This is a genomic window from Collinsella sp. i06-0019-1H4 (genome assembly GCF_042849575.1).
In the GTDB taxonomy this organism is placed as follows: Bacteria; Actinomycetota; Coriobacteriia; order Coriobacteriales; family Coriobacteriaceae; genus Collinsella.
The window spans coordinates 987,556-1,009,443 of sequence record NZ_BAABYB010000001.1 but is presented as its reverse complement, the minus strand read 5'-3'; the positions used below and the strand labels follow the sequence as shown (position 1 = coordinate 1,009,443).

Below are 21,888 nucleotides of genomic sequence, written 5' to 3'. Positions count from 1 at the left end.
AACCCAAAAACAGGAACTATTTCACCGCAACTGCTGAGGGGATGGGTTAGCGCAGCAGGCCGGCTACTTCGCCGGCTAGGGTGATGGTGCCGGCGGCAACAAAGGGCTCGTCTGCGGCATCGAGGGCCGCAAGGGCCTCGGGCACGCTGGGGTACACGCCGGCCAGCTTGTCAGCGCCCACCAGGGCAGCGAGTTCCTCTGCTGGCAGGGCGCGATCGGAATCGGTCTGGGTCACGACTACGCGGGGGAACGCCGGAATCAGTACGTCGACGATGCCCGCCACGTCCTTGTCGGCCAGCGCGGCACACAGCAGCGTGGGGCGATTCTCTACGCACGGGTCGATCTCGTCCAGTGCGCTCACAAAGTTCTCGCAGCTCTGGGGGTTATGACAGGCGTCAATCAGCTTGAGCGGATCGGTTCCCAGCACATCAAATCGGCCCGGCGTGGGGCAGCCCATAAGCGACGCATCGAGTTTGTCATGATCGAGCTCGCGACCCAGATACCCCTCGCACAGCATAATCGCGCACGCGGCATTCTGCGGCTGATACGCCGGCTTAACCATGCTCGACGTATAGATCGCACGCGGCGTGGTGCAACTGAACTCAACCGTGTCGCCCACATGCGCCGGCACCTTAGTCGTGGCGTGGCTCACCACGAGCGGCACGACGCCGCACTCGCGGCAACGGGCATCCATCACGCGCTGAACGCTCGCCTCGTGCGTGCCCTCGCCTAAAACAACCATGCGCCCGGGTTTGATAACCGCAGCCTTCTCCCCCGCAATGGCCTCGAGCGTGTCGCCCAGAATGCGCGTGTGATCGAGCCCAATGCCCGTAATGGCAACGGCAACGGGATCGGTCGCACTCGTGGCGTCCCAACGTCCGCCCATGCCAACCTCGAGCACGGCAACATCCACCGCGGCCTCGGCAAACACTACAAGTGCGGCAGCCGTCAGCAAGTCAAAAGGCGTGATGGAATAGGCACGCTCCCCCGCCGCCACACGGCGCGCATTCACGCGATGTCCCGCCTCAACAGCGGCCGAAACGCCACGGGCAAAGGCCTCGTCGCTCACGACGCGTCCATCGACCTCCATGCGCTCGGGATAACGCACCAGCTGCGGCGACGTATACAGCGCGGTTTTGAGCCCCTCGCCGCGAAGGATAGCAGCCGAAAAACGCGTAGTCGAAGTCTTGCCATTGGTGCCGGCAACCTGAATGCAATCAAAGTACTCGTCCGGACGTCCCAGCTCATCGAGCATATCGACAACCGTCTCAAGCAGAGGCCCAGCATCCCCAGAAATCCGACCCGTATCAGCAGCCAGCCCAACAGCCTCATCAAACGAAAGCAACTCAAACTCAAAAGGAACGGTATACAAGCCAGAACGCTTAGCCATAACCCAAAGTCCCCCATAACAGAAAAAGAGGCCCACCAAAAAGAATGAGCCCCTCGCGTTGACAATATCAGCCTTTATCCGCTTGCAGCGAAATCAAGGCCACAACCAAGTGGCCCCAACCTACCAGATGCAAACAACCACGTAACCGCACTAGGAGCGGCCCGACGCTTTGCTCGCCGCAAGTTCCGCACGCAAAGGACAGCACTTAATGTGCTGTCCGTCTTGCGCAGGACTGTCCGCAGCGGAGAGCAAAGCGTCGGGACGCGTCCCCCAGTACCGCCTATGAGAAGTCAGCAACCTGAGCAGTCAGTGCCACCAGGATCTCCTTGAGCTCAGCTGCACGGTCCTTCTTCTTCTGGACCACCGCGGGCGCGGCCTTGGCCACAAAGCCCTCGTTGGCGAGCGTCTTCTCGCAGCCGGCAAGCTCCTTCTGGGCAGCGGCGATCTCCTTCTCCAGGCGCGCCTTCTCGGCCGAAAGATCAACCTTGCCCTCGAGCACCACAAAGACCTCGACGCCACTGTCGACCACGGCGATGCTCGCGGCCGGCTTCTCAACGTCAGTACCCATGACCAGCGAAGCGGTATTCGCCAGCGGCTCAATGGTCGAGCGCAGGCTCTCGAGCTTCTCGATATCCTCGGCACCGGCGCGCACGACCACGTCGAGCTCGGCCTTGGGGCTCAAGCGATAACGCGAACGCGTGGCGCGGGCGGCAGACACGACGGCGCGGCACAGCTCAAACGCGCGCTCGGCGTCCTCGTCGACATACTTGGCATAGTCGGCGGGCTCGGGCCACTTGGCGATCATGAGCGCCTCGGCGCGGTCAACGTTGCCCTCGGCATCCAGGTCGAGCACGCTCGCCGGCATGTTGTCCCAGATCTCCTCGGTGACAAACGGCATGAGCGGGTGCATCAGGCGAATGGAGGTGTCGAGCACAAAGATCAGGTTGCGCTGCGCCTGCAGACGGCCCTCGCCCTTCAGGCGGGCCTTGGTGACCTCGACGTACCAGTCGCAGACCTCGTTCCAGAAGAACTGCTGCACGCCGCGGGCCATGTCGCCAAAGGTGTAGTTCTCAATACCCTCGGTGACCATCTTCACGGCCTTGGCCAGACGGCTGAACATCCAGGCGTCGGCGGGCGTCTCCACAACGGGCTCGCCGGGCGTGTAGCCTTCCATGTTCATGAGCAGGAAGCGGCTGGCATTCCAGATCTTGGTCACAAACGACTTGGCCTGCTCGGTGCGCGGACTGTCGATAAGCTTCTTAGTCTTCTTGTCGATGTTCGCGTCGAACTTGACGTCCTGGTTGTTGGTGCACAGCGTGAGCAGATTGAAGCGCATAGCGTCGGCGCCGTACATGCCGATGAGGTCCATGGGGTCAACGCCGTTGCCCTTGGACTTGGACATGCGGCTGCCGTCCTTGGCCAGGATCGTCGGGTAGATGACAACGTCCTTAAACGGCACCTCGTCCAAGAAGTACAGCGAGCTCATGACCATGCGGGCGACCCACAGCGCGATGATGTCGCGCGCAGTGACGAGCGCCGTCGTGGGGTGATGGCCCTCGAGCAGCTCCGGCTTTTGCGGCCAGCCCTGCGTGGCGAAGGTCCACAGCTGCGAGCTAAACCAGGTGTCCAGCACGTTCTCGTCCTGATGCACGTGATGGCCGCCGCACTTGGGGCACACGTCGGTGTCCTCGGTAAGAGCGTCCTCCCAGCCGCAGTCCTCGCAGTAGAACACGGGGATGCGGTGGCCCCACCACAGCTGGCGGCTGATGCACCAGTCCTTGAGGTTTTCCATCCAAGTGGTGTAGGTCTGCGTCCAGCGCGCGGGGTGGAAGGTGACCTTGCCGGAGTTGACGGCGTCGAGCGCCGGCCCCTTGAGCTTGTCGACGGCCACGAACCACTGCTCGGACAGCCACGGCTCCAGCGCGGAGTCGCAACGGTAGCAGTGCATGACGGAGTGATCGAGGTCCTCGACATGATCGAGCAGGCCATGCTCCTCAAACCACTTGACGACGGCCTCGCGGCACTCGTCGCGGTTCATGCCGGTAAACTCGCCGTAGCCCTCGACGACTACCGCGTGCTCATCGAAGATATTGATCTGCGGCAGGTCGTGGGCCTGACCCATGGCGTAATCGTTGGGGTCGTGAGCCGGAGTGACCTTGACAAAACCGGAGCCAAAGTTGGCGTCGACATGCCAATCCTCAAAGATGGGAATCTCGCGGTCAACGATGGGGAGCTTGACGGTCTTACCCACAAAGGCGGCCTTCTCGGGATCCTTCGGGGAGACGGCGACGCCCGTGTCGCCGAGCATGGTCTCGGGGCGTGTGGTAGCGACGACGATGTAGTCCTGGCCGTTGACCGGCTCGGTCAGCGGGTAGCGCAGGTGCCACAGGTGGCCCTTCTCGTCCTTGTACTCGGCCTCGTCGTCCGAGATGGCGGTGGTGCAGTTGGGGCACCAGTTTACGATGCGCTTGCCGCGATAGATCAGGCCGTCGTGGTACCAGTCGCAGAACACCTTGCGCACGGCCTGGGCGTAGTCCTCGTCCATGGTGAAGCGCTCGTTGTCGAAGTCGACGGAGCAGCCCATGCGCTTGATCTGCTCGACGATGATGCCGCCGTACTCGTGGGTCCAATCCCAGCAGGCGTCGACAAACTTGTCGCGACCGATCTCCAGGCGGCTGATGCCCTCGCTCTTGAGCTTCTTGTCGACCTTGGTCTGTGTGGCGATACCGGCGTGATCGGTGCCGAGTACCCAGCGCGTGGACTTGCCGCGCATGCGGGCCATGCGGATGATGGCGTCCTGGATGGAGTCGTCGGTGGCGTGACCCATATGGAGCTTGCCGGTCACGTTGGGAGGCGGAATGGTGACGGTGCAGTCGCCCACGCCCTCACGGCGCTTGTAGTAGCCGCCGTCGAGCCACTTCTGCAGGATCGCCGGCTCGTTGGTCGACGGATCGTAGTTCTTGGGCATCTCTTCCATATATCTCTCCCTGTCCCGCCGGGGAGGAATGTAGGCCCGCTAGGGTCTGCATTCCTCCCCTTAGGTATCGATTACTTCAGTCTGATATGACTTCGCTGAGGCTTAAACAAACACACAGAATAACACAGGTAGTTGGGGTTATTGCGTATATATAAAATAGCCTCCGACCGCGGATGGTCGGAGGCTATTTGCAAGCACGTTTTTGGCTGGTTTACCCGTAGATGCGTTGGGGCTGTTCTTCGCCCTTAACCGCCGCTTCGGTTACGACGACCTTAGCGACGCCCTCCTCGCTGGGAAGGTCGAACATCGTCTGCTGAAGCACGTCCTCGCAGATGGAGCGCAGGCCGCGGGCGCCGGTCTTGCGGGCAAGCGCCATGCGGGCGATCTCGTGCAGGGCAGCGTCCTCAAACTCAAGATCGACATCCTCGAGCTGGAACATCTTGCGGTACTGGCGCACCACGGCGTTCTTGGGCTCGGTCAGAATCGAGACCAGGTCGTCCTCGTCGAGCGCCTGCGTCTGGGTGACAACGGGCGTACGGCCCACGAACTCGGGGATCATGCCAAAGGCGTTGAGGTCCTGCGGAAGCACCTGGCGCAGCAGGTCGTTCTCGTCGACCGAGGTGGGGCCGGCGATCTCGGAGTTAAAGCCCACGCCCTTGTTGCCCACGCGATCGGCGATGATCTTGTCCAGACCCACAAAGGCACCGCCGCAGATGAACAGGATGTTGGTCGTGTCGATCTGCAGCAGCTCCTGCTGGGGATGTTTGCGGCCGCCGGTGGGCGGAACGCTGGCCACCGTGCCCTCAAGAATCTTAAGCAGTGCCTGCTGAACGCCCTCGCCCGAGACATCGCGGGTAATAGAGAGGTTCTCGGCCTTGCGGGCGATCTTGTCAATCTCGTCAACGTAGATGATGCCAACCTGTGCGCGCTCAATATCGCCATCGGCAGCGTTGATGAGCTTGAGCAGGATGTTCTCCACGTCCTCGCCAACGTAACCAGCCTCGGTGAGCGCGGTAGCGTCGGCGATGGCAAACGGCACCTCGAGGATGCGCGCGAGCGTCTGGGCCAACAGGGTCTTGCCGGTACCGGTGGGACCGAGCAGCAGGATGTTGGACTTGGCGAGCTCTACCTCGTCCATATCGTCATCGAACTGCGAGCCCATGTCGTCATCAAAGGCAGACACCGCGGCGCCGCCCTCGATCACGCGGCGATAGTGGTTGTACACGGCAACCGACATGGCGCGCTTGGCGTCTTCCTGACCCATGACATAGGCCGAAAGCTCGTCATAGATCTCGTGCGGCGTCGGTACATGCGTGATGACCTGGCGGTCGTCCTCGAGCTCAAAGCCCTCGGTCTCGGGGTCCACGGCGGGCTGCCCAGCAGCCTGGCCGTGGTCGTTGAGGAAGCCCGGCAGTTTGCCGTTGCGGGCAGCGTCCATAAAGTCCGAAGCCAGCGACTCCTCCAAGATCTCAGAGCAAGCGGCGACGCACTCGTCACAGATAAAGATGTTGGTCGGGCCCTTTACGAGGCGACGGACCTGGCCCTGCTCTTTTCCGCAGAAGGAGCAGCGGATGGGGTTGCCGTTCTCGTCAAAGTTGTCCTGCATGTTTCCTGCCATCCTAGGCGTCCTTCGCGGCGAGGTCGCGCGAGGTAACGATACGGTCGATCAGGCCGTAGTCGAGGGCCTCGGCAGCGGTCAGGTAGTTGTCGCGCTCGGTATCGGCCTGGACCTTCTCGATGGGCTGGCCCGAGGCATCGGACAGGATCTGGTTGAGCTCGCGGCGGGTCTTCTTGATCTCCTCGGCCACGATCTCGATCTCGGTCTGCTGACCTTGAGCACCGCCGCTGGGCTGGTGAATCATGACCTTGGAGTGCGGCAGGCAGAAGCGCTTGCCCTTGGCGCCAGCCGAAAGCAGCACGGCGGCCATGGACGCGGCCATACCAACGCAGATGGTGGAGACCTGCGGCTTGATGAAGTTCATGGTGTCAAGAATCGCCAGGCCGGAGTAAACCTCGCCACCGGGCGAATTGATGTAGAGCGAGATATCCTTCTCGGCATCCTGGCTCTCAAGATGCAGTAGCTGGGCAACGACCAGGTTGGCGCTGACGGAGTTGATCTCCTCGCCCAAGAAGATGATGCGATCGTTGAGCAGGCGCGAATAGATATCGTAGCTGCGCTCGCCGCGCGGCGTCTGCTCGATAACGTATGGCACGAGGGCGGAATCGAACTTAGCGATCATACGCATCTCCATTTCTCTCTTGCGGACCAAATTGGTTCTAGATAAACGTACGGTGCCCGCATGCTATGCATTGGCTGGCACCGTACGAAGCAACCGGATAACCGGCTTATAACTTTACCCCATCACGGGCGCATGCATGCGCTCGTGGGCAAGGTGGCGAGAATTACTCGGCGTCCTTGGCGGTCTCGTCGACCTCGGTCACCTTGGCGTTCTCGACCAGGTGGTCGACGGCCTTGGAGCGACGGATAGACTCACGGACGGCAGGCATGCGGCCATCGGCGATGAACTCGGCCTTGGAAGCCTCGACGTCCTTAACGCCGGCCTTCTCGAACTCGGCGTTGATGTCGTCCTCGGTGACCTCGATCTTGAGCTCACGGGCGAGGGCGTCGAGAGCCAGGGACTCACGGGCAACGTCGTTGGCCTGCTTGTGCAGGTCGCCGATGAACTGCTCCATGGTCAGGCCGGAAGCGGGCAGCCAGGTGTCGAGCGTCATGCCACGGGCAGCGAGGTTGGACAGGAAGTTCTGGCCAAGCTCCTCAAAGACGGACTGCTCGTAGTCGGCGTCCATCTCGTCGAGCTGCAGACGCTCGGCGAGAGCGGAGACGCAACGGTTCTCCTTCTCGGCCGGGAGGCGGGAAGCCTTGTCCTGCTCGATCTCGATCTTGATGGCGTCGCGCATGGCCTCGATGCTGTCAAAGCCAAAGTCGGACTTGACGAGCTCGTCGGTGAGCTCGGGGGTGTTGCGGACCTTGATGCCCTTGACGGTGACCTCGACGGTGTGGGTCTCGGCCTCCTCGCCCTCCTCGACCTCGTCGGTCCAGGTGACGGTCTTGACGTCGTCGACGTTAGCGCCGATCAGGGCCTCGTTGAACTCGGCGGGGTTGCTGTCGCTACCGGCGATGAGCATGCGGCCCTCAGCAGCGAAGTTGTCGGCGTTCTCGACGGCCTTGAGGTCGACGGTGACGTAGTCCTCGGCCTCGACGGCGCGACCCTCAACGTCCTCGAAGGTGGCACGGTAGTTGAGGAGCATCTCGACCTGGTTGTTGATCTCGGACTCGGTGACCTCCGCAGGGGGCATCTCGATCTCGACAGCGTCGAAGGAGGAGAGCTCAGCGGCGGGACGCAAGGAGAACTCGACGGTGTAGGTGTAGTCCTCGTGATCCTTAGCGAGGTCGAGGTCCTTGTAGTCACCGTTCTTGGTGGGGACGATGTCCAGCTCGTTGAGGACGGCGGGCTCGTTGGCGGCGATCAGGTCGTTGGTGGCCTGAGCGAGGGTAGCCTCGGCACCAAGAGCAGAATCGATAACCGGACGGGGAGCCTTACCGGCGCGGAAGCCCGGGAAGCGGTACTTCTTGGCGGTGTCCTTGTAAGCCTTCTTGATCGCGGCGTCGACGTCGGCGGCCGGGATGGTGACCGTAGCGGTGAGCTTGGCGTCCTTGACGTCAGAAGCGGTGATGTTCAACACGTTCCTCCTCATACTGCCCAGCTTATCTGAGGTGCTGGTACCTTTATGCAACAAAGAGTCGCGACGGCCAGGGCCGACGCAGATGCGTTGGTGCGGGCGAAAGGACTCGAACCTTCACGGGAATCCCACCAGAACCTAAATCTGGCGCGTCTACCAATTCCGCCACGCCCGCATGAGCGCACAGACTAGGAATGATAGCAGATACGAACGACTAGCGCACGCACACGTTTTACAGGCTCACGACCTCACCACGAGTGCGAAAGGCGGAACGAGTTGCCCCGTCCCGCCAATTACGACTTGTTCGCTGACCCGCTACTCCCCCAGCAGCGCTTTCTCCGGCGTGATCGGCAGCGAGCGAACTTGGTGGCCGGTGGCGTGTGCGACGGCCGAGGCCACGGCGGCGAGCGGCGTGTTGATGACGACCTCGCCGATCGACTTGGCGCCAAACGGACCCGTCGGCTCGTAGCTCGGCTCAAAGGCCACGCGAATGCTGCCGATATCCAGACGCGTGGGCAGCTTGTAGCTCATAAAGTTGCCGGTGCGCAGGCGGCCGCGATCGTCATGCTCAACAATCTCGTAGAGCGCGTGGCCGATACCCTGGGCAATGCCGCCCTCGGCCTGGACGCGCGCGAGCGCCTCGTTGATCACGGTACCGCAGTCGACGGCAGCCGCGTAGTCCACAACAGTCACCTTGCCGGTGGCCTTGTCGACCTCGACCTCGGCAATGCCGGCCATAAACGGCGGAGGCGAAACGGGCAGGCAGGCAGAGGCGTGCGAAGTCAGCGCGTCGCCACCCTCGATGTTCTTGACGCACAGGTTGGCAAAGTCGCGCAGCGTGAGGTAGCGGTTCTGCTCGCGCGCGGCACGCTCGTCGGACAGGCGCACGTACTGGCCGTCGAAGACAACGTCGGCGGCGTCAACGTCCCACATCTGGGCGGCCTTGGCGCAAATCTTCTGGCGCAGCTCGGTCGCGGCGTTCTTGGCGGCAAGGCCCGTCACGTAGGTACCGGAGCTCGCGTACGAGCCGGCGTCGAAGGGCGATACATCGGTATCCACGCCACGAACCACAATGAGAGAGCTCTCCACGCCCAGCTCCTCGGCGGCAATCTGCGCCAGGATCGTGTCGACGCCCATACCGTTATCGGTGGCGCCGGTGCCGATGGTAATGAAGCCGTCCTCTTCCAGGCGCATGTCGATGCCGGCGATGTCCACGTTGGAGATGCCCGAGCCCTGCATGGTGAGCGCGCAGCCCAGGGCGCGCACGCGGTCGCCCAGGTCGACGGCCAGCGGCTTGTCGCGCCAACCGATCATGTCCATCGCGCGCAGCAGGCAGCGGTCGAGCGCACAGGCGTTGAGCTTTTCGTTGTAGTACTGCGGCATGACCTCACCCTCGCGCACGATGTTCTTAAGGCGCAGGTCGGCGGGGTCCATGTGCAGCATGTCGGCGAGCTCGTTGACGGCGCTCTCCACGGCAAACTGGCCCTGGGTGGCACCGTAGCCGCGATACGCGCCGCCGCGGTTGGTGTTGGTGTAGACGGCGTCCCACCTAAAGCGGCTCGCCTTCACATGGTTGTAGATGGGCAGGCTCTTATGGCCCGAAAGCCCGATCGTCGTGGTAGCGTGCTCGCCGTACGCGCCCGCGTTGGACAGCGTGTGCAAGTCGATGGCCGTGATGGTGCCGTCGTTCATGGCGCCCAGCTTAACGGTCATCTGCATCTGGTGGCGCGAGTTGCCAGCGGTAATGGTCTCCTCGCGGGTGTAGCAGCAGTAGCTCGGACGGCCGGTCTGCTGGGTGACGAACGCCACGAAGATCTCGCAGCAGCCCGTCTGCTTGGAGCCAAAGCCGCCGCCGATGCGCGGCTTAATGACCTGCACCTGCGACTGCGGAATGTCGAGCGACTGCGCGACCATGCGGCGCACGTGGAAGGGCACCTGCGTGGAGGTGGTCACCGAAATGCGCCCGAACGCATCGGTCGTCGCAAAGGCGCGGAAGGTCTCCATGGGCGCGGTCTGCGTGGCCTGGCTGGTGTAGGTGCGCTCAAAGACGATGTCGCTCTGGGCGAAGGCCTCGTCCAGATCGCCATAATCGCTGGTACCGCTGCACACCAGGTTGCGCGGAACATCGCCGCCCTGCGGGAACATAAAGGTCACGTCGCCCTCGGGGTGGACCACGATGTCGTTATCGAGCGCCTGGGTAAAGTCGAGCAGAGGCTCGAGCACCTCGTAGTCGACCTTGATGAGCCTGAGCGCCTTATCGGCGGCCTCCTCGGTCTCGGCGGCGACGATCGCCACCTCTTCGTTTTGGTAACGGACGAGGTTCTCGAGAATCAGACGGTCGTAGGGACTCGGCTGCGGATAGCTCTGGCCGGCAATGGTAAAACGGCGCTTGGGAACGTCCTCGTAGGTATAGACGCCCACCACGCCGGGCACCTTCAGGGCGCGCGACGTATCGATGGAGCGGATCTTGGCGCGGGCATAGGGGCTGCGCTTGAGTTTGACGATGAGCGCACCGGCGGGCACCATATCGCCCGTGTAGACGGGACGGCCCTCGAGCAGGGCCTTCGAGTCCTTCTTGGGCTGCTTATGGGTGATCTGCTTGTAGGAGACGCCGTCGGAGCTCGTGTCGTTGACCGGCAGCTCGGGCATCTCGAAGCCCACCTGCACGCCGGACTCGTTAAGGAAGCGCACGATGGCGCGCAGCTGGCTCTCGTAGCCGCTGCAACGGCAGAGGTTGCCAGCCAGCTGGCGCGAGAGTTCCTCGCGCGTGGCGACGAGGCTCGGGTCCTCCTTGGCGGCGCGGGCAAGCGCCAGTACGTTCATGATGAGGCCGGGAGCGCAAAAACCGCACTGCTCGGCACCTTCGGCAGCCATCGCACGGGCGAGCGCCTCGGACTCGGCCTTGAGGCCCTCAAGCGTGGTGATGGTGTGGCCCTCAACACGGGCGGCGGGAACCGAGCAGCTCAGCACCGGGTCGCCGTCGAGCCACACCGTGCACAGACCGCAGTTGGTGGTCTCGCAGGCGCAACGCACCGACGCGCAACCCTGCTCGCGCAGCAGCGCAAAGAGCATGGTATCGGGGGCAATCTGAACCTTGACCTTGCGGCCGTTGAGCGTAAAGGAAAGATCGATGAGTTTGGCAGCCATTAGCGCACCTCGCTAGAATCGACGCCGGGCACGCGGCGGCAGGAATACTCGTCCGTGGCAAACTTGGGGACCTGAACGGTCTCGAGCTCGCGGGCAAGCGCGGCCGAAAGCTCAATGCCGGCGGCGCGGCGCACGGCCTGAATCGCCAGCGGGGCCGAGATGCGGCGGCGGTAGTCGGCCGAGCCCCACATGTTGGTGCCGTAGCTCAGGGCACGCACGGATGCGGCAAGGGCGCACAGCTCGTCCTCGGAAGGCTGCTCGTTCACCAGGCCGCATGCCTCGCCCCGCAGCAGGGTCGCGCGCAGCGGGCGGGCACCCACGGTGACATGCCAGCTGTTATCCCACCAGGCGGCGGTGACATTTAGGGATGGGAAGTCGGTCGCGGCCTTGCGTACGGCCTCGTAGCTTGCGCGGTAGTCATGCTTAACGACCACAACATGCTCGATCACGTCGCGCACGTAGCCCATGTTCACAAACTCGGCGAGCGGCACGCGGCCGGCACCCGTCAGCTCAACGTACGAGTCGAGCGCCAAAAAGGCCGAAAGCACGTCCGAGAAGCCAAAGCGGCCGTAGATGCTACCGCCCACCGTGGCGGTATTGCGCAGCTGCACGCCCACGATGTCGTGGACGGCGAACCCAAAAACATTGTTGACAAGCACGTTGAGCCCGGCATGACGCTCGAGCTGGCGCAGGGTGCACATGGCACCGATGCGAAACTCGGTCTCGGCCTCCTCGATCTGATCGAGTCCGCAGACCGAAAGGTCAATCGCCGTCGCCACGCGACGCGATCCCAGGCGCATCCAGATGCCGCCGCCCACAATCTTGTTGTTGCGGTTCTTCTGTAAGAGCTCATAGGCTTCGGCCGCGTTTCCAACACGGACGTAGGTACCGAACTTGAGCACGTTCTCCCCCATCTCTTTACTTGTCCAGTACCCCTAAGTGTACCAAACGAGGGCGCACGACCCTCACCACCATAGAAAAAGGCTCCCGGCAGGAATTGCCGGGAGCCTTAGGCGCATCAGCTGGTGCTGTGCGGAGCTATGTCAAGCTGGATTTAGCAGACGCCCTGGGCCATCATGGCGTCGGCGACCTTCAGGAAGCCGGCGATGTTGGCGCCCATGACAAAGTTGCCCTCCTGGCCATACTCCTTGGCGGTGTCGTCCACGTTGTGGAACATGCCGCGCATGAGCTGCTCGAGCTTGCCGTCGACCTCCTCGAAGGTCCAGGACAGGTGCTCGGCGTTCTGGCTCATCTCGAGGCCGGACACGAGCACGCCGCCGGCGTTGGCAGCCTTACCGGGCATAAAGGCGACGCCGTTCTCCTGGAAATAGGTCGTGGCCTCGATGGTCGTGGGCATGTTTGCGCCCTCGCCAACCACCTTGCAGCCGTTGGCGACGAGCGCTTGGGCGTCCTCGAACAGCAGCGTGTTCTCGCGAGCGCAGGGCAGCGCGATGTCGCAGGGCAGCTGCCACACGCCGCGGCCGTCGCCCTCGTGCCACGTGGCATTGGGCTTCTCGTCGACGTACATAGCGAGCGTGATGCCCTTGTCGTGGCCAGAGCGCTTCTTGTTATAGACATGCTCGAGCACGGTGTAGTCGATGCCGTCGGGGTCCTCGACCCAGCCGTGGGTGTCGGAGCAGGCCAGCACCTTGCCGCCGAGCTGGGCGACCTTCTGGACCGCGTAGATGGCGACGTTACCGGAGCCGTGAACGACGACGTTCTTGCCCTCGAAGGACTCGCCGCGGCTCTTGAGGTACTCGTCCACAAAGTAGACCAGACCGTAGCCGGTGGCCTCGGTACGGGCGAGCGAGCCGCCAAAGGAGAGGCCCTTGCCGGTAAGGACGCCGGTCCACTCGTTGGTCAGGCGCTTGTACTGACCGAACATGTAGGCAACCTCGCGGCCGCCAACGCCCAGGTCGCCGGCGGGAACGTCGGTATTGGGGCCAATGTGGCGATAGAGTTCGGTCATGAAGGACTGGCAGAAGTGCATGATCTCGTTGTTGGACTTGCCCTTGGGGTCAAAGTCGGAGCCGCCCTTGCCGCCGCCCATGGGAAGGGTGGTCAGGCTGTTCTTGAGGATCTGCTCCAGGCCCAGGAACTTGAGCATGCCCAGGGTGACCGTCGGGTTAAAGCGCAGGCCGCCCTTGTAGGGTCCAATGGCAGAGTTGAACTCGACACGATAGCCGCGGTTGACCTGAACCTTGCCCTGGTCATCGACCCAGGGGACACGGAACATAACGATGCGCTCGGGCTCGACGAGGCGCTCAAGCAGGGCGGCCTCCTCGTACTCGGGATGGGCGTCGAGCGCCGGCTGGATGGTGCCGAGGATCTCGGTCGCGGCCTGGATGAACTCAGGCTGCTCGGGATAGCGGGCCTTGAGCTCGTCGAGAACTTTCTGCGTGTAGCTCATGCTTCCTCCAATTGATGGAAAAGAAAGGTGTCGTTCGCGGCGCCCCATGCGCCGCGAGCTTTATCGAGTATGGATAATATCGCACTGTTGCAGCAAAGTTTCGCATAAGCCGACGAGCAGATGTTTCGTTTTGATTACGATGCAGGTAGAAGCGTTTTTGAGCACCCGACGTACAAATCGCGTGTTTCGAAGCTGTTTCGTCCACATGGTCCATACCAACACAAAGAGGACAGGCACCTTTGTGGTGGTTGGCAGGATGCGTTGGCGGGAACGTATGTGAATCGAACACATCCAAGACGTTTTGCACGCCTCACAACGGTTTTGAGGACCGCGGGGCCCACCGGAGCCCATCCGTTCCCAAACGTGGCGGTATTTTACCAAACCCAACAGACCACAACCGAAAAGAGCGATGCGGAAACCGCTAACGCAGCGATCTCAGACCGCCGGACTCCTTGTCGAGTACTGTAAAGCGCACGGCATCCAGGTGCTCCAAGATGCTAATGGTTCGTTTGCGCGACACGCCCAGGGCTTCGCGCAGCACACTCGTGGTGGCGGCGCCGCCAGCAGCCTCGATAGCCGTCGCAACAACCTCACGCGCATGGGCCTCGGCAGCGGCGGACAAGGCAACGTCGCGCTCGACCTTAACGATCGAGTGGTTGAGCGAAAGCTCGCGCAGTGCACGCGTCATGGTGTCGCGATCGAGCTGCAACTGTTCGCTCACCTCGGGAAGCGTCGGCGCATTAAGACCGGCCTCATCCAGCAGGGCCACGATACGCTGGCCAGCCTCGCGCACCACGCGTATCGCCGCGGCGGCGGAATGCGGGTCGAACACCTCGGCACCGTCGACGGCGCACACGCCACGTGCACAGCCCTCGGCAATAAGTGCCATCGCGACATCGTTACCGGCGCCCGGCCAAGCCGCGTGCGCGACCGCACCGGACGTAAAGCCGATCTCTTTGGGAGCCGCCGCGTGCATGGAGGACAAGGCCGCAGCCAGCACATCCATTGCAGCATCGAGAGCCGAGGCATCTGCGTAGAGCACCGCACCGCCCGCAGCAAGCTCGCACACGGCAGCCTGGTCCACAAGCCCACGCAAAACGATCTCGACCTCGCCGGTAACAAGATCGAGCGCTGCGGCAACACCGGCAGCAGCAACAGGCAGCGTTTGCAGCGCCAGCCACGCGTGTACGCCGTCCGCGACATCTCCGGACTCAAGCGCCGCATACAACGCGCGCTCCCCCGCCGACAGGACCCGCGCGCGGCGACAGCGCGATAGCAGGACGCGTCCGCCGCCAAGCAGCGAAATCGGCGAATACGACAGAATGACGGCATGATCGCCGGCGCGCAACGGCAGCGGCCGTTCCAGGCGCACCTGCACCACACGCGTCTCGCCGACCGCAATAGGCGGCTCGTCGTCTAAAAGCATAATGCGGCCGAGCACCTCAGCCGTGCCCGCCATAACGTGCACGCGTGTACCCGAAGCAAGAACGCCGGCTCGCACGCCATCGCGCCCCACATATGTCAGTTGCATCAAAAAGCGCAGCGTCTGGCCCACGCGACCCTCGACGCCGAGCATCTCGCCGCGCTTGAGGCCCGCCACGCCATCGCCCACCAGGTTCAGGGCGACGCGCTGGCCGGGAACCGCGCACTGGGTATCCCCGTGAACCTGCACCCCGCGCACGCGACAGCGCGTTTGCGACGGCAGCGCAACGAGCTCATCGCCAACCGAAACGGGACCGTCGTGCAGCGTACCCGTCACGACGGTTCCGGTGCCGCGGATGCTAAAGCAACGGTCGATGGGAAGACGGGGCGCGGCGCCCGAGCCAGCGGTCGCCTCCAGATGCTCCGACCAGCACGAACAAACCGTGTTATCGAGCGTCGTAAGCAGCTCGTCCAGGCCCTCGCCCGTCTTGGAGGACACCGGCACTATAGAGGCACCCGCAAACACGGTCCCGTCCAGAAACGCCTCGACATCGAGCTCCGCCAGCGCGGCAATCTCGTGGTCGGCCAAATCGCGCATCGTGAGTGCGACGACCATGCGCGTCACACCCAACAGCTCCAGAACCCGAACGTGCTCGCGGGTCTGCGGCATCACGCCCTCAACGGCCGAAACCGCCAGCAACGCAACGTCCACGCCGGTGGCGCCCTGCACCATGGCGCGCAGATAGTGCGCATGCCCGGGTACGTCGACCAAGCCGACAAGCTTGCCGCTGGGAAGCTCGAGCTCGCCAAAGCCGAGCTCAGTGGTCATGCCTCGGCGCCGTTCGACCTCCAGACGGTCGGGATTTTTGCCGGTCAGCGCCTCGATAAGGGCCGACTTTCCGTGGTCGACGTGTCCTGCCGTTCCGACGATAACGGGACATTCGACAAGCTCGCGCGCGGTCATCGACGCAAACCTGCCCGCACGGCATCCGCCAACGCAGACGCACACAGGTCAAGGTCGGTGTCGCGCAAAAGCGTGCGAACGTCAAAAAGCACCTGGTCGTGCCGCACGCGCGTCACAACCGGCGTATCGGGCTCCTGTACCATAGCGCGCTTTAGGCCATCGGCGGATAGACGCCCATCGACGGGACAGACGGCAACGCAAAAAGTTGGGAGCTCGACGGTCGGCAGCGAACCGCCGCCCGGAGCAGACACGCCCTCGACAACCTGCAGCTCCACCGCCTCCTCACACTGAGACTCGCGAAGCTTGCGCAGCATGCGGTCATGCAGGCGCTTGGCCTGACGCTCGAGCGGAGCCGGCGCGCCGGAAAGCATGTTGAGCACCGGGATCTCCCGATGCGCTGTATCGGATCCGGTCACATACAGGCGCAAAGTGGCCTCGAGCGCCGCGAGCGTGAGCTTGCCGGGACGAAGCGCGCGCATAAGCGGATGCGAGGCACAGGCGGCGATTACCTGGGCGCTACCGAGAATAATGCCCGCTTGCGAGGCGCCGAGCAGCTTGTCGCCCGAGCACGAGACGACGTCAACGCCGGCGCAAAGCGAGGCGGACGTGGGCTTCTCCCCAGCATCGACGAGCACCTCATCTGTAAGCAAAGCGCCCGAGCCCTGGTCCTCGTACAGTAACAGCCCGTGCTCATGCGCCAGCGCAGAAAGCTCCGCCGCGGAAACCTCCTCGTGGAAACCCTCGATACGGTAGTTAGAAGGATGAACTTTCAAGATCATCGCCGTATTGGGCGTAATGGCGCTTCGGTAATCATCCAGATGCGTGCGGTTGGTGGAGCCCACCTCGACAAGCTTGGCACCCGAAGCCGCCATGATATCGGGAATGCGGAAGCTGCCGCCCACCTCGACAAGCTCGCCACGGCTCACGATGACCTCTTTGCCGCTTGCATGCGCGGCAAGCACCAGCAGCACCGCCGCGGCGTTGTTGTTGACAACCAGGGCGTCCTGCGCCCCCGTGAGCGTGCGCAGCAGAGTCGCGGCATGCTCTTTGCGGCCCCCACGGGCACAGGTCGCGACGTCATACTCAAGCGTGCTGTAGCCGCGGGCGACATCGGCCACCGCCTGCACCGCTGCGGGAGCAAGCGGAGCACGGCCCAGATTGGTGTGAATCACAACGCCCGACGCGTTGACGGCAGGGCGCAGGGTCGGCAGCGACAGTCGGTGGCACCGCTGCTCGATGGCCAAGGCGAGCTCGCGCTTATTCCTAGCGGGGACGCCAGAGCGAATCGCCTCGCGCTCGGCATCGAGCTCGGCATCAATCGCCTCGCGCACAATCATGTCGCCCGCATCGCCGGCAGCCTTCATGACCGGCCACTCGGCCAGCAGCTCGTGAACGGCGGGAATGGAGCGCAGGCGGTCGCGCACCTCGGCAGGCATGGATTCGCAGTCGCTCATGGAAAGCCTTTCGACATGTTCAATAAAAAGCGGGTCCCCTTTGTCGTCAGCAGCAAAATGCGGCAACGCACATGCAAAAAGGGACAGGTCCATTATGGCAGCTCGTGACAAGACGGCGCAGCGCCTCGCTCAAAACCTGCCAAAATAAACCTGTCCCTTTTTGGTCGGTTATGGGTTGGGTCCTTTAGGACTCTTTGTTGGCGTAGATAAACCAGTAGCCCAGCGCCACGATCAGGGCGCCACCCACGATATTGCCCAGCGTGGCGACCGTAAGGTTGAGCGCCAACCCGGCAGCGTTGAGGGCATCGGCGCCAGCGACATCGGCTCCATAGCCGCAGGAGTGCATCAAAATACCCATGGGCAAAAAGTACATGTTGGCGACGCAGTGCTCAAAACCGCAGGCCACAAAGGCAGCGATGGGCAGCAAAATGCCCACGACCTTGTCGACCACGGTCTTGCCGGCAGTGCCGATCCATACGGCCAGGCAGACAAAGATGTTGCACAAAATGCCGCGGAAGAAGATGGTAACGGCGTCGATCGCAACCTTACCGGCGGCGACGCTCACCATGGTATTGGCGACGGCCTCGCCGTTGAGCTTATAAATAGCTGCCATGTAAATCAAAAAGACAACGAACAGGGCGCCGGCAAAGTTGCCGATCCACACAACAGCCCAAGCCTTGAACATCTGGACGAGCGTAATCTTTTTGCTCTTAAGCGCGCATACCATAAGCGAGTTACCGGTAAACAGCTCCACGCCGCAAATGAGCACGAGCACCAGTCCCAGGCAAAAAGCAAGACCGCCCACGAAGCGCTGGGCGCCCCAGCCAAGCGTGGGATCGCTCAGAAAGACCGTGAAGAACAGGCCGCCGAAGGCGATAAACGCTCCGGCGAACATGGCGAGCAAAAAGGCCTTCGAGACCGGCAGGTTGGCCTTGGTAACGCCGGCGGCCTCGGACTTAGCCTCGATCGCGGCGGGCGCCAGGCAGTCGGGGGTGGGGTATTCTGCCTTACTCTGTGCCATGGCAATCACTACTTTCTTACGATGTGGGACAAACGCTCTTGGTTCATTTGCCCCGCGAGGTCGGACGGTATAAAAATAAACGCGAGCCAAATTAGCATATTGGCCTGCGATTATATAGCTTGGAGCGGGCGACGGGAAGTCCAAGGATTTGCTTCGCAAATCCTTGTTTCGCTGCGGGCCTTCGGCCCTTGCGTGCTGCGCTGGAAAATGCTCACGCATTTTCTCAGCTCCGCACCCTGACGGGTTCGATTCCCGTCGCCCGGCGCGTAAACGAAAACAGCTCTGATTCCCAAAGGAAACCAAAGCCGTTAAAACAATTCTTATGGAGCGGGCGACGGGAATCGAACCCGCGTCATCAGCTTGGAAGGCTGGGGTTCTACCATTGAACTACGCCCGCAAGATATGGTCGGGACGACAGGATTTGAACCTGCGACATCCTGCTCCCAAAGCAGGCGCGCTACCAAACTGCGCCACGTCCCGAAGGTGTTGAGCAGCTAAGGCATAAACCTTGCGTGTCCCAAAGCGAAGGAAATTATAGGGGAGACTTCCCGCCTGTGCAAGCGGCGATATTCTAGCTCCTCGAATGTGCGACAAACCGGCTGTGGAGCAGGCCTATCACAAACGCCACCACGGCGACCGGCGCCCACGCGGCACCGATATCCGCCAGCGGCAGCGCATCGAACGGTAGCCACGCGCCAGCAAAGAACGCGTCGCGGACCGAGGTGATCACGCTCTGCACCGCGACGACGCCGCCGACCCAGACCCATACCTGCGGATGCGCGTCGCAAAAACCGTGCACCAGGCCCATAAGCACCAGCACAATGGCAACGGGATACAAGGCATTGAGCATGGGCACCGAGAACATAAGAATCACGTCGAGGCCCACGTTGGAGAGCACGCACGAAAACGCTGCGAACACAAAGGCGAGAACCGCAAAGGGGCGGCGCATGGCCTCCTCAGAGGCCTCCGCTCCCCCTTCGACCACATACGTCTCGCAGAAGTAACGCGAGCAGCAGCTGATGAGGCCGATGCACACGTTCATGCAGGCGAGGAAAAAGATCGCAAAGACCACGACCGTGCCGGCAAGCCCAAAATGCATGGAGGCCGAACGGGCGAGGATGGCGGCGCCGTTGGTAGCGTCGGGCATCACGGTGCCGAGCTGCATACCGGCAAGGCCCAAGCCGCAGTAGATGATGGCCATGAGTACGCCGGCGATCACACCGGAACGCGAAATCTCGAAGGCCACGCGCTTGTCATCGGTAACACCCAACTCGTGGATGGTCTCGGCGATGATGATGCCAAAGGCGAGCGACGCGAGCAGGTCCATGGTCTGATAGCCAGTCAGAAAGCCCTGCACGGCAGCGCCAGCATCGTAGGGGGCCTGCGGCGCGGCAGCGGGACCCAGCGGCGAGATCACGGCAGCACCAACGACCAGCACGATGAGCGCAATGAGCGCGGGGCCCGTAATGCGGCCGAGCACGCGTGTGATGACGCCCGGGCGCAGCGTGAGCGCAAACGCGACGACAAAGAAGCCGACGGCAAACACCAGGCGCGCCGTGCCGAGCGAGACGCCCTCGGGCAACAGCGGCACCAGCATCTCGAAGGCCGTGGAGCTCGTGCGCGGAATGGCCAGGCACGGGCCGATAGCCAGATACACCGCCGCGACAAAGAACTCGCCGAACTTGGGATGCACACGGCCGGCAAGCTCGCGCGCCGTTCCGGCAAGTGCCACGGCGATAAAGCCCATGACGGGCAGGCCGATGGCGGCAATGAGAAAGCCGAGCATGGCGACCGGCGTGGCAGAACCTGCCTGCAGCGCCAGCAGCGGCGGAATAATAAGGTTGCCGGCGCCAAAGAGCATCGAGAACAGGGCGATACCGACGGTAACGACATGGTCGGAGCGCAGGCCGCGCGGCGCGGATGAGGCCATGGGACCACCTTTCGGGTCGAAACAAAAACGGGACGGGCAAAAGGCCCATCCCGCAAGTATATACGCTTTAGCAAGCTAAATCGCGCAAAGCTTCAATCGCGGCGTCAACTTCCTCGTCCGTGTTGAAATACCCAAACGAGAAGCGAACGACACCCTGGCGCTCGGTCCCCAACGCGCGGTGCATGAGCGGAGCGCAGTGGGCGCCGGGGCGCGTCGCAATCCCCCACCCTTGCATGAGCGCGTCCGAAATCTCGGCCGAATCGATATCGCCCACGTTGAGTGAAACGATCGCCGAGCGCACGGGCTGGTCAAAGGCACCGTAGAGCTTGATCTCCGGGATTTCGCGCACGCCAGCGAGAAAGCGATCCGCCAGTGCTCGCTCATGCGCCGCAATCGCCTCGACCCCACCTTGGGCCTCGATAAAGTCGAGGCCGACAGAAAGGCCGGCGACACCGTGGCCGTTGAGCGTGCCCGCCTCGAGCCGCGTGGGCCACTCTTGCGGCTGCAGCGCATCGAAGCTGCGCACGCCCGTGCCACCCATGGCCCAAGGAGCCACGTCAATGCCTTCCGCCACGGCTAGGCCACCGGTCCCCTGCGGGCCCATGAGCCCCTTGTGGCCGGTAAAGCACACCACGTCGAGCCCCATGACCTGCATATCGATATGCGCCGTGCCGGCAGACTGCGAGGCATCGACGATCACAAGCGCGCCGGCCGCATGGGCCATGGCAGCCACGCGTGCAATGTCGACCGCGTTGCCGGTCACATTGGAGGCGTGTGTCACCACCACGGCACGCGTGCCCGGCGTGACCAGCTGCTCGAGCTCGTCGTAGTCGAGCACGCCGTTCGCGTCGCAGCCCGCATGCTCAACAGTCACGCCCTGCTCTGCCGCCAGGCGGTTGAGCGGACGCAGCACGGAGTTGTGTTCGAGCACCGTCGTGACCACACGATCGCCGGGGCGCACCACGCCGTTGATGGCGGTGTTGAGCGCCGCCGTGGAGTTGGGCGTAAAACAAATATGGTCCACCCGCGGGCAGCCCAGCAAGCGCGCAAGCTTGGTGCGGCAGTTGTGGATGGTGCGCGCCGCGTCGAGCGCACCCGACGTGGCGCCTCGCCCAGCATTGCCGAGCGAGCACATCGCCTGCACCACGGCATCGATGACCGCCTGAGGTTTGTGCATGGTCGTCGCCGCGTTATCCAGGTAGATCATCGCACGACCTCCCACATATCGATCACAGTAAAGCCCTCGGTGGGAACGTCCGCCGCGGCAAGCTCGCTTCGCAGCAGTGGTTCATTTTCAGGCAGGGCTTTCCATGCCAGGCCGCAGCCGGCAGCAACCTCTCCGGGTACGGGAATCGTTCGCCCGGGAAGGCCACGCTCACGGCACAGAGACTCGCAGCCCATGGCGGCCGCCGTGGTGGGAAACGTGATGACAAGCGCCGGGCGCTTTTCTCTCATGGCAATCCCACCCAGG

Annotated in this window: 14 protein-coding genes and 4 tRNA genes; all 18 read right to left on the bottom strand. The window is 62.9% G+C overall.

Going from position 1 to position 21,888, the window contains the following annotated elements; all coding sequences use genetic code 11:
- Positions 1-46 precede the first annotated feature (46 nt).
- On the bottom strand, positions 47-1,390 hold the full coding sequence (locus tag ACGHEN_RS04295) for a bifunctional folylpolyglutamate synthase/dihydrofolate synthase (RefSeq protein ID WP_390397515.1): 1,344 nt from the start codon (positions 1,388-1,390) through the stop codon (positions 47-49).
- 280 nt (positions 1,391-1,670) lie between these two features.
- Positions 1,671-4,367: a valine--tRNA ligase gene (locus ACGHEN_RS04290; protein ID WP_390397513.1), complete on the bottom strand. Its 2,697-nt coding sequence runs from the start codon at positions 4,365-4,367 to the stop codon at positions 1,671-1,673.
- Between the two features lie 211 nt (positions 4,368-4,578).
- The gene (gene clpX, locus ACGHEN_RS04285) at positions 4,579-5,985 is read right to left on the bottom strand and encodes an ATP-dependent Clp protease ATP-binding subunit ClpX (RefSeq protein WP_390397510.1); all 1,407 of its coding nucleotides are present in this window, start codon (positions 5,983-5,985) and stop codon (positions 4,579-4,581) included.
- A gap of 1 nt (position 5,986) precedes the next feature.
- Entirely contained in the window at positions 5,987-6,607 is a 621-nt protein-coding gene (locus tag ACGHEN_RS04280) for an ATP-dependent Clp protease proteolytic subunit (protein ID WP_022095182.1), read from the bottom strand.
- Between the two features lie 163 nt (positions 6,608-6,770).
- Positions 6,771-8,072, bottom strand: a complete 1,302-nt coding sequence (tig, locus tag ACGHEN_RS04275; protein WP_233502592.1) for a trigger factor — start codon at positions 8,070-8,072, stop codon at positions 6,771-6,773.
- Between the two features lie 88 nt (positions 8,073-8,160).
- Positions 8,161-8,244 (bottom strand) — tRNA-Leu (locus ACGHEN_RS04270).
- Between the two features lie 140 nt (positions 8,245-8,384).
- Entirely contained in the window at positions 8,385-11,216 is a 2,832-nt protein-coding gene (locus ACGHEN_RS04265) for a molybdopterin-dependent oxidoreductase (RefSeq protein ID WP_390397507.1), read from the bottom strand.
- Positions 11,216-12,118, bottom strand: coding sequence for an FAD binding domain-containing protein (locus ACGHEN_RS04260; RefSeq protein WP_390397504.1), 903 nt, complete (start codon positions 12,116-12,118; stop codon positions 11,216-11,218). The genes ACGHEN_RS04265 and ACGHEN_RS04260 overlap by 1 nt, the downstream gene beginning before the upstream one ends.
- A gap of 152 nt (positions 12,119-12,270) precedes the next feature.
- Complete coding sequence (gene gdhA / locus ACGHEN_RS04255; protein ID WP_390397501.1) at positions 12,271-13,626, bottom strand: NADP-specific glutamate dehydrogenase; 1,356 nt, start codon at positions 13,624-13,626, stop codon at positions 12,271-12,273.
- Positions 13,627-13,888: 262 nt separating this feature from the next.
- Positions 13,889-13,985, bottom strand: a tRNA-Sec gene (locus ACGHEN_RS04250).
- A gap of 62 nt (positions 13,986-14,047) precedes the next feature.
- The gene (selB, locus tag ACGHEN_RS04245) at positions 14,048-16,012 is read right to left on the bottom strand and encodes a selenocysteine-specific translation elongation factor (RefSeq protein ID WP_117786476.1); all 1,965 of its coding nucleotides are present in this window, start codon (positions 16,010-16,012) and stop codon (positions 14,048-14,050) included.
- The gene (gene selA, locus ACGHEN_RS04240; protein ID WP_390397498.1) at positions 16,009-17,466 is read right to left on the bottom strand and encodes an L-seryl-tRNA(Sec) selenium transferase; all 1,458 of its coding nucleotides are present in this window, start codon (positions 17,464-17,466) and stop codon (positions 16,009-16,011) included. Before selA ends, selB begins: the two co-directional genes overlap by 4 nt.
- A 184-nt stretch (positions 17,467-17,650) precedes the next feature.
- Positions 17,651-18,487, bottom strand: a complete 837-nt coding sequence (locus ACGHEN_RS04235) for a formate/nitrite transporter family protein (protein WP_390397495.1) — start codon at positions 18,485-18,487, stop codon at positions 17,651-17,653.
- 323 nt (positions 18,488-18,810) lie between these two features.
- A tRNA-Gly gene (locus ACGHEN_RS04230) sits at positions 18,811-18,884 on the bottom strand.
- A gap of 6 nt (positions 18,885-18,890) precedes the next feature.
- A tRNA-Pro gene (locus ACGHEN_RS04225) sits at positions 18,891-18,967 on the bottom strand.
- A gap of 91 nt (positions 18,968-19,058) precedes the next feature.
- Positions 19,059-20,417 carry a branched-chain amino acid transport system II carrier protein gene (gene brnQ, locus ACGHEN_RS04220; RefSeq protein WP_117840093.1) on the bottom strand — a complete coding sequence of 453 codons (1,359 nt, stop codon included), beginning with the start codon at positions 20,415-20,417 and terminating at the stop codon, positions 19,059-19,061.
- Between the two features lie 67 nt (positions 20,418-20,484).
- Positions 20,485-21,624: an aminotransferase class V-fold PLP-dependent enzyme gene (locus ACGHEN_RS04215; protein WP_390397493.1), complete on the bottom strand. Its 1,140-nt coding sequence runs from the start codon at positions 21,622-21,624 to the stop codon at positions 20,485-20,487.
- Complete coding sequence (locus tag ACGHEN_RS04210) at positions 21,621-21,872, bottom strand: DUF3343 domain-containing protein (RefSeq protein ID WP_117629429.1); 252 nt, start codon at positions 21,870-21,872, stop codon at positions 21,621-21,623. The genes ACGHEN_RS04215 and ACGHEN_RS04210 overlap by 4 nt, the downstream gene beginning before the upstream one ends.
- Positions 21,873-21,888: the final 16 nt, after the last annotated feature.

Bases quoted from the DNA above. Each gene is read 5' to 3' on its own strand.
- ACGHEN_RS04295 (WP_390397515.1), bottom strand. From the start codon at position 1,390: ATGGCTAAGCGTTCTGGCTTGTATACCGTTCCTTTTGAGTTTGAGTTG.
- ACGHEN_RS04290 (WP_390397513.1), bottom strand. From the start codon at position 4,367: ATGGAAGAGATGCCCAAGAACTACGATCCGTCGACCAACGAGCCGGCG.
- clpX (WP_390397510.1), bottom strand. From the start codon at position 5,985: ATGGCAGGAAACATGCAGGACAACTTTGACGAGAACGGCAACCCCATC.
- ACGHEN_RS04280 (WP_022095182.1), bottom strand. From the start codon at position 6,607: ATGATCGCTAAGTTCGATTCCGCCCTCGTGCCATACGTTATCGAGCAG.
- ACGHEN_RS04265 (WP_390397507.1), bottom strand. From the start codon at position 11,216: ATGGCTGCCAAACTCATCGATCTTTCCTTTACGCTCAACGGCCGCAAG.
- gdhA (WP_390397501.1), bottom strand. From the start codon at position 13,626: ATGAGCTACACGCAGAAAGTTCTCGACGAGCTCAAGGCCCGCTATCCC.
- selB (WP_117786476.1), bottom strand. From the start codon at position 16,012: ATGACCGCGCGCGAGCTTGTCGAATGTCCCGTTATCGTCGGAACGGCA.
- selA (WP_390397498.1), bottom strand. From the start codon at position 17,466: ATGAGCGACTGCGAATCCATGCCTGCCGAGGTGCGCGACCGCCTGCGC.
- ACGHEN_RS04235 (WP_390397495.1), bottom strand. From the start codon at position 18,487: ATGGCACAGAGTAAGGCAGAATACCCCACCCCCGACTGCCTGGCGCCC.
- brnQ (WP_117840093.1), bottom strand. From the start codon at position 20,417: ATGGCCTCATCCGCGCCGCGCGGCCTGCGCTCCGACCATGTCGTTACC.
- ACGHEN_RS04215 (WP_390397493.1), bottom strand. From the start codon at position 21,624: ATGATCTACCTGGATAACGCGGCGACGACCATGCACAAACCTCAGGCG.
- ACGHEN_RS04210 (WP_117629429.1), bottom strand. From the start codon at position 21,872: ATGAGAGAAAAGCGCCCGGCGCTTGTCATCACGTTTCCCACCACGGCG.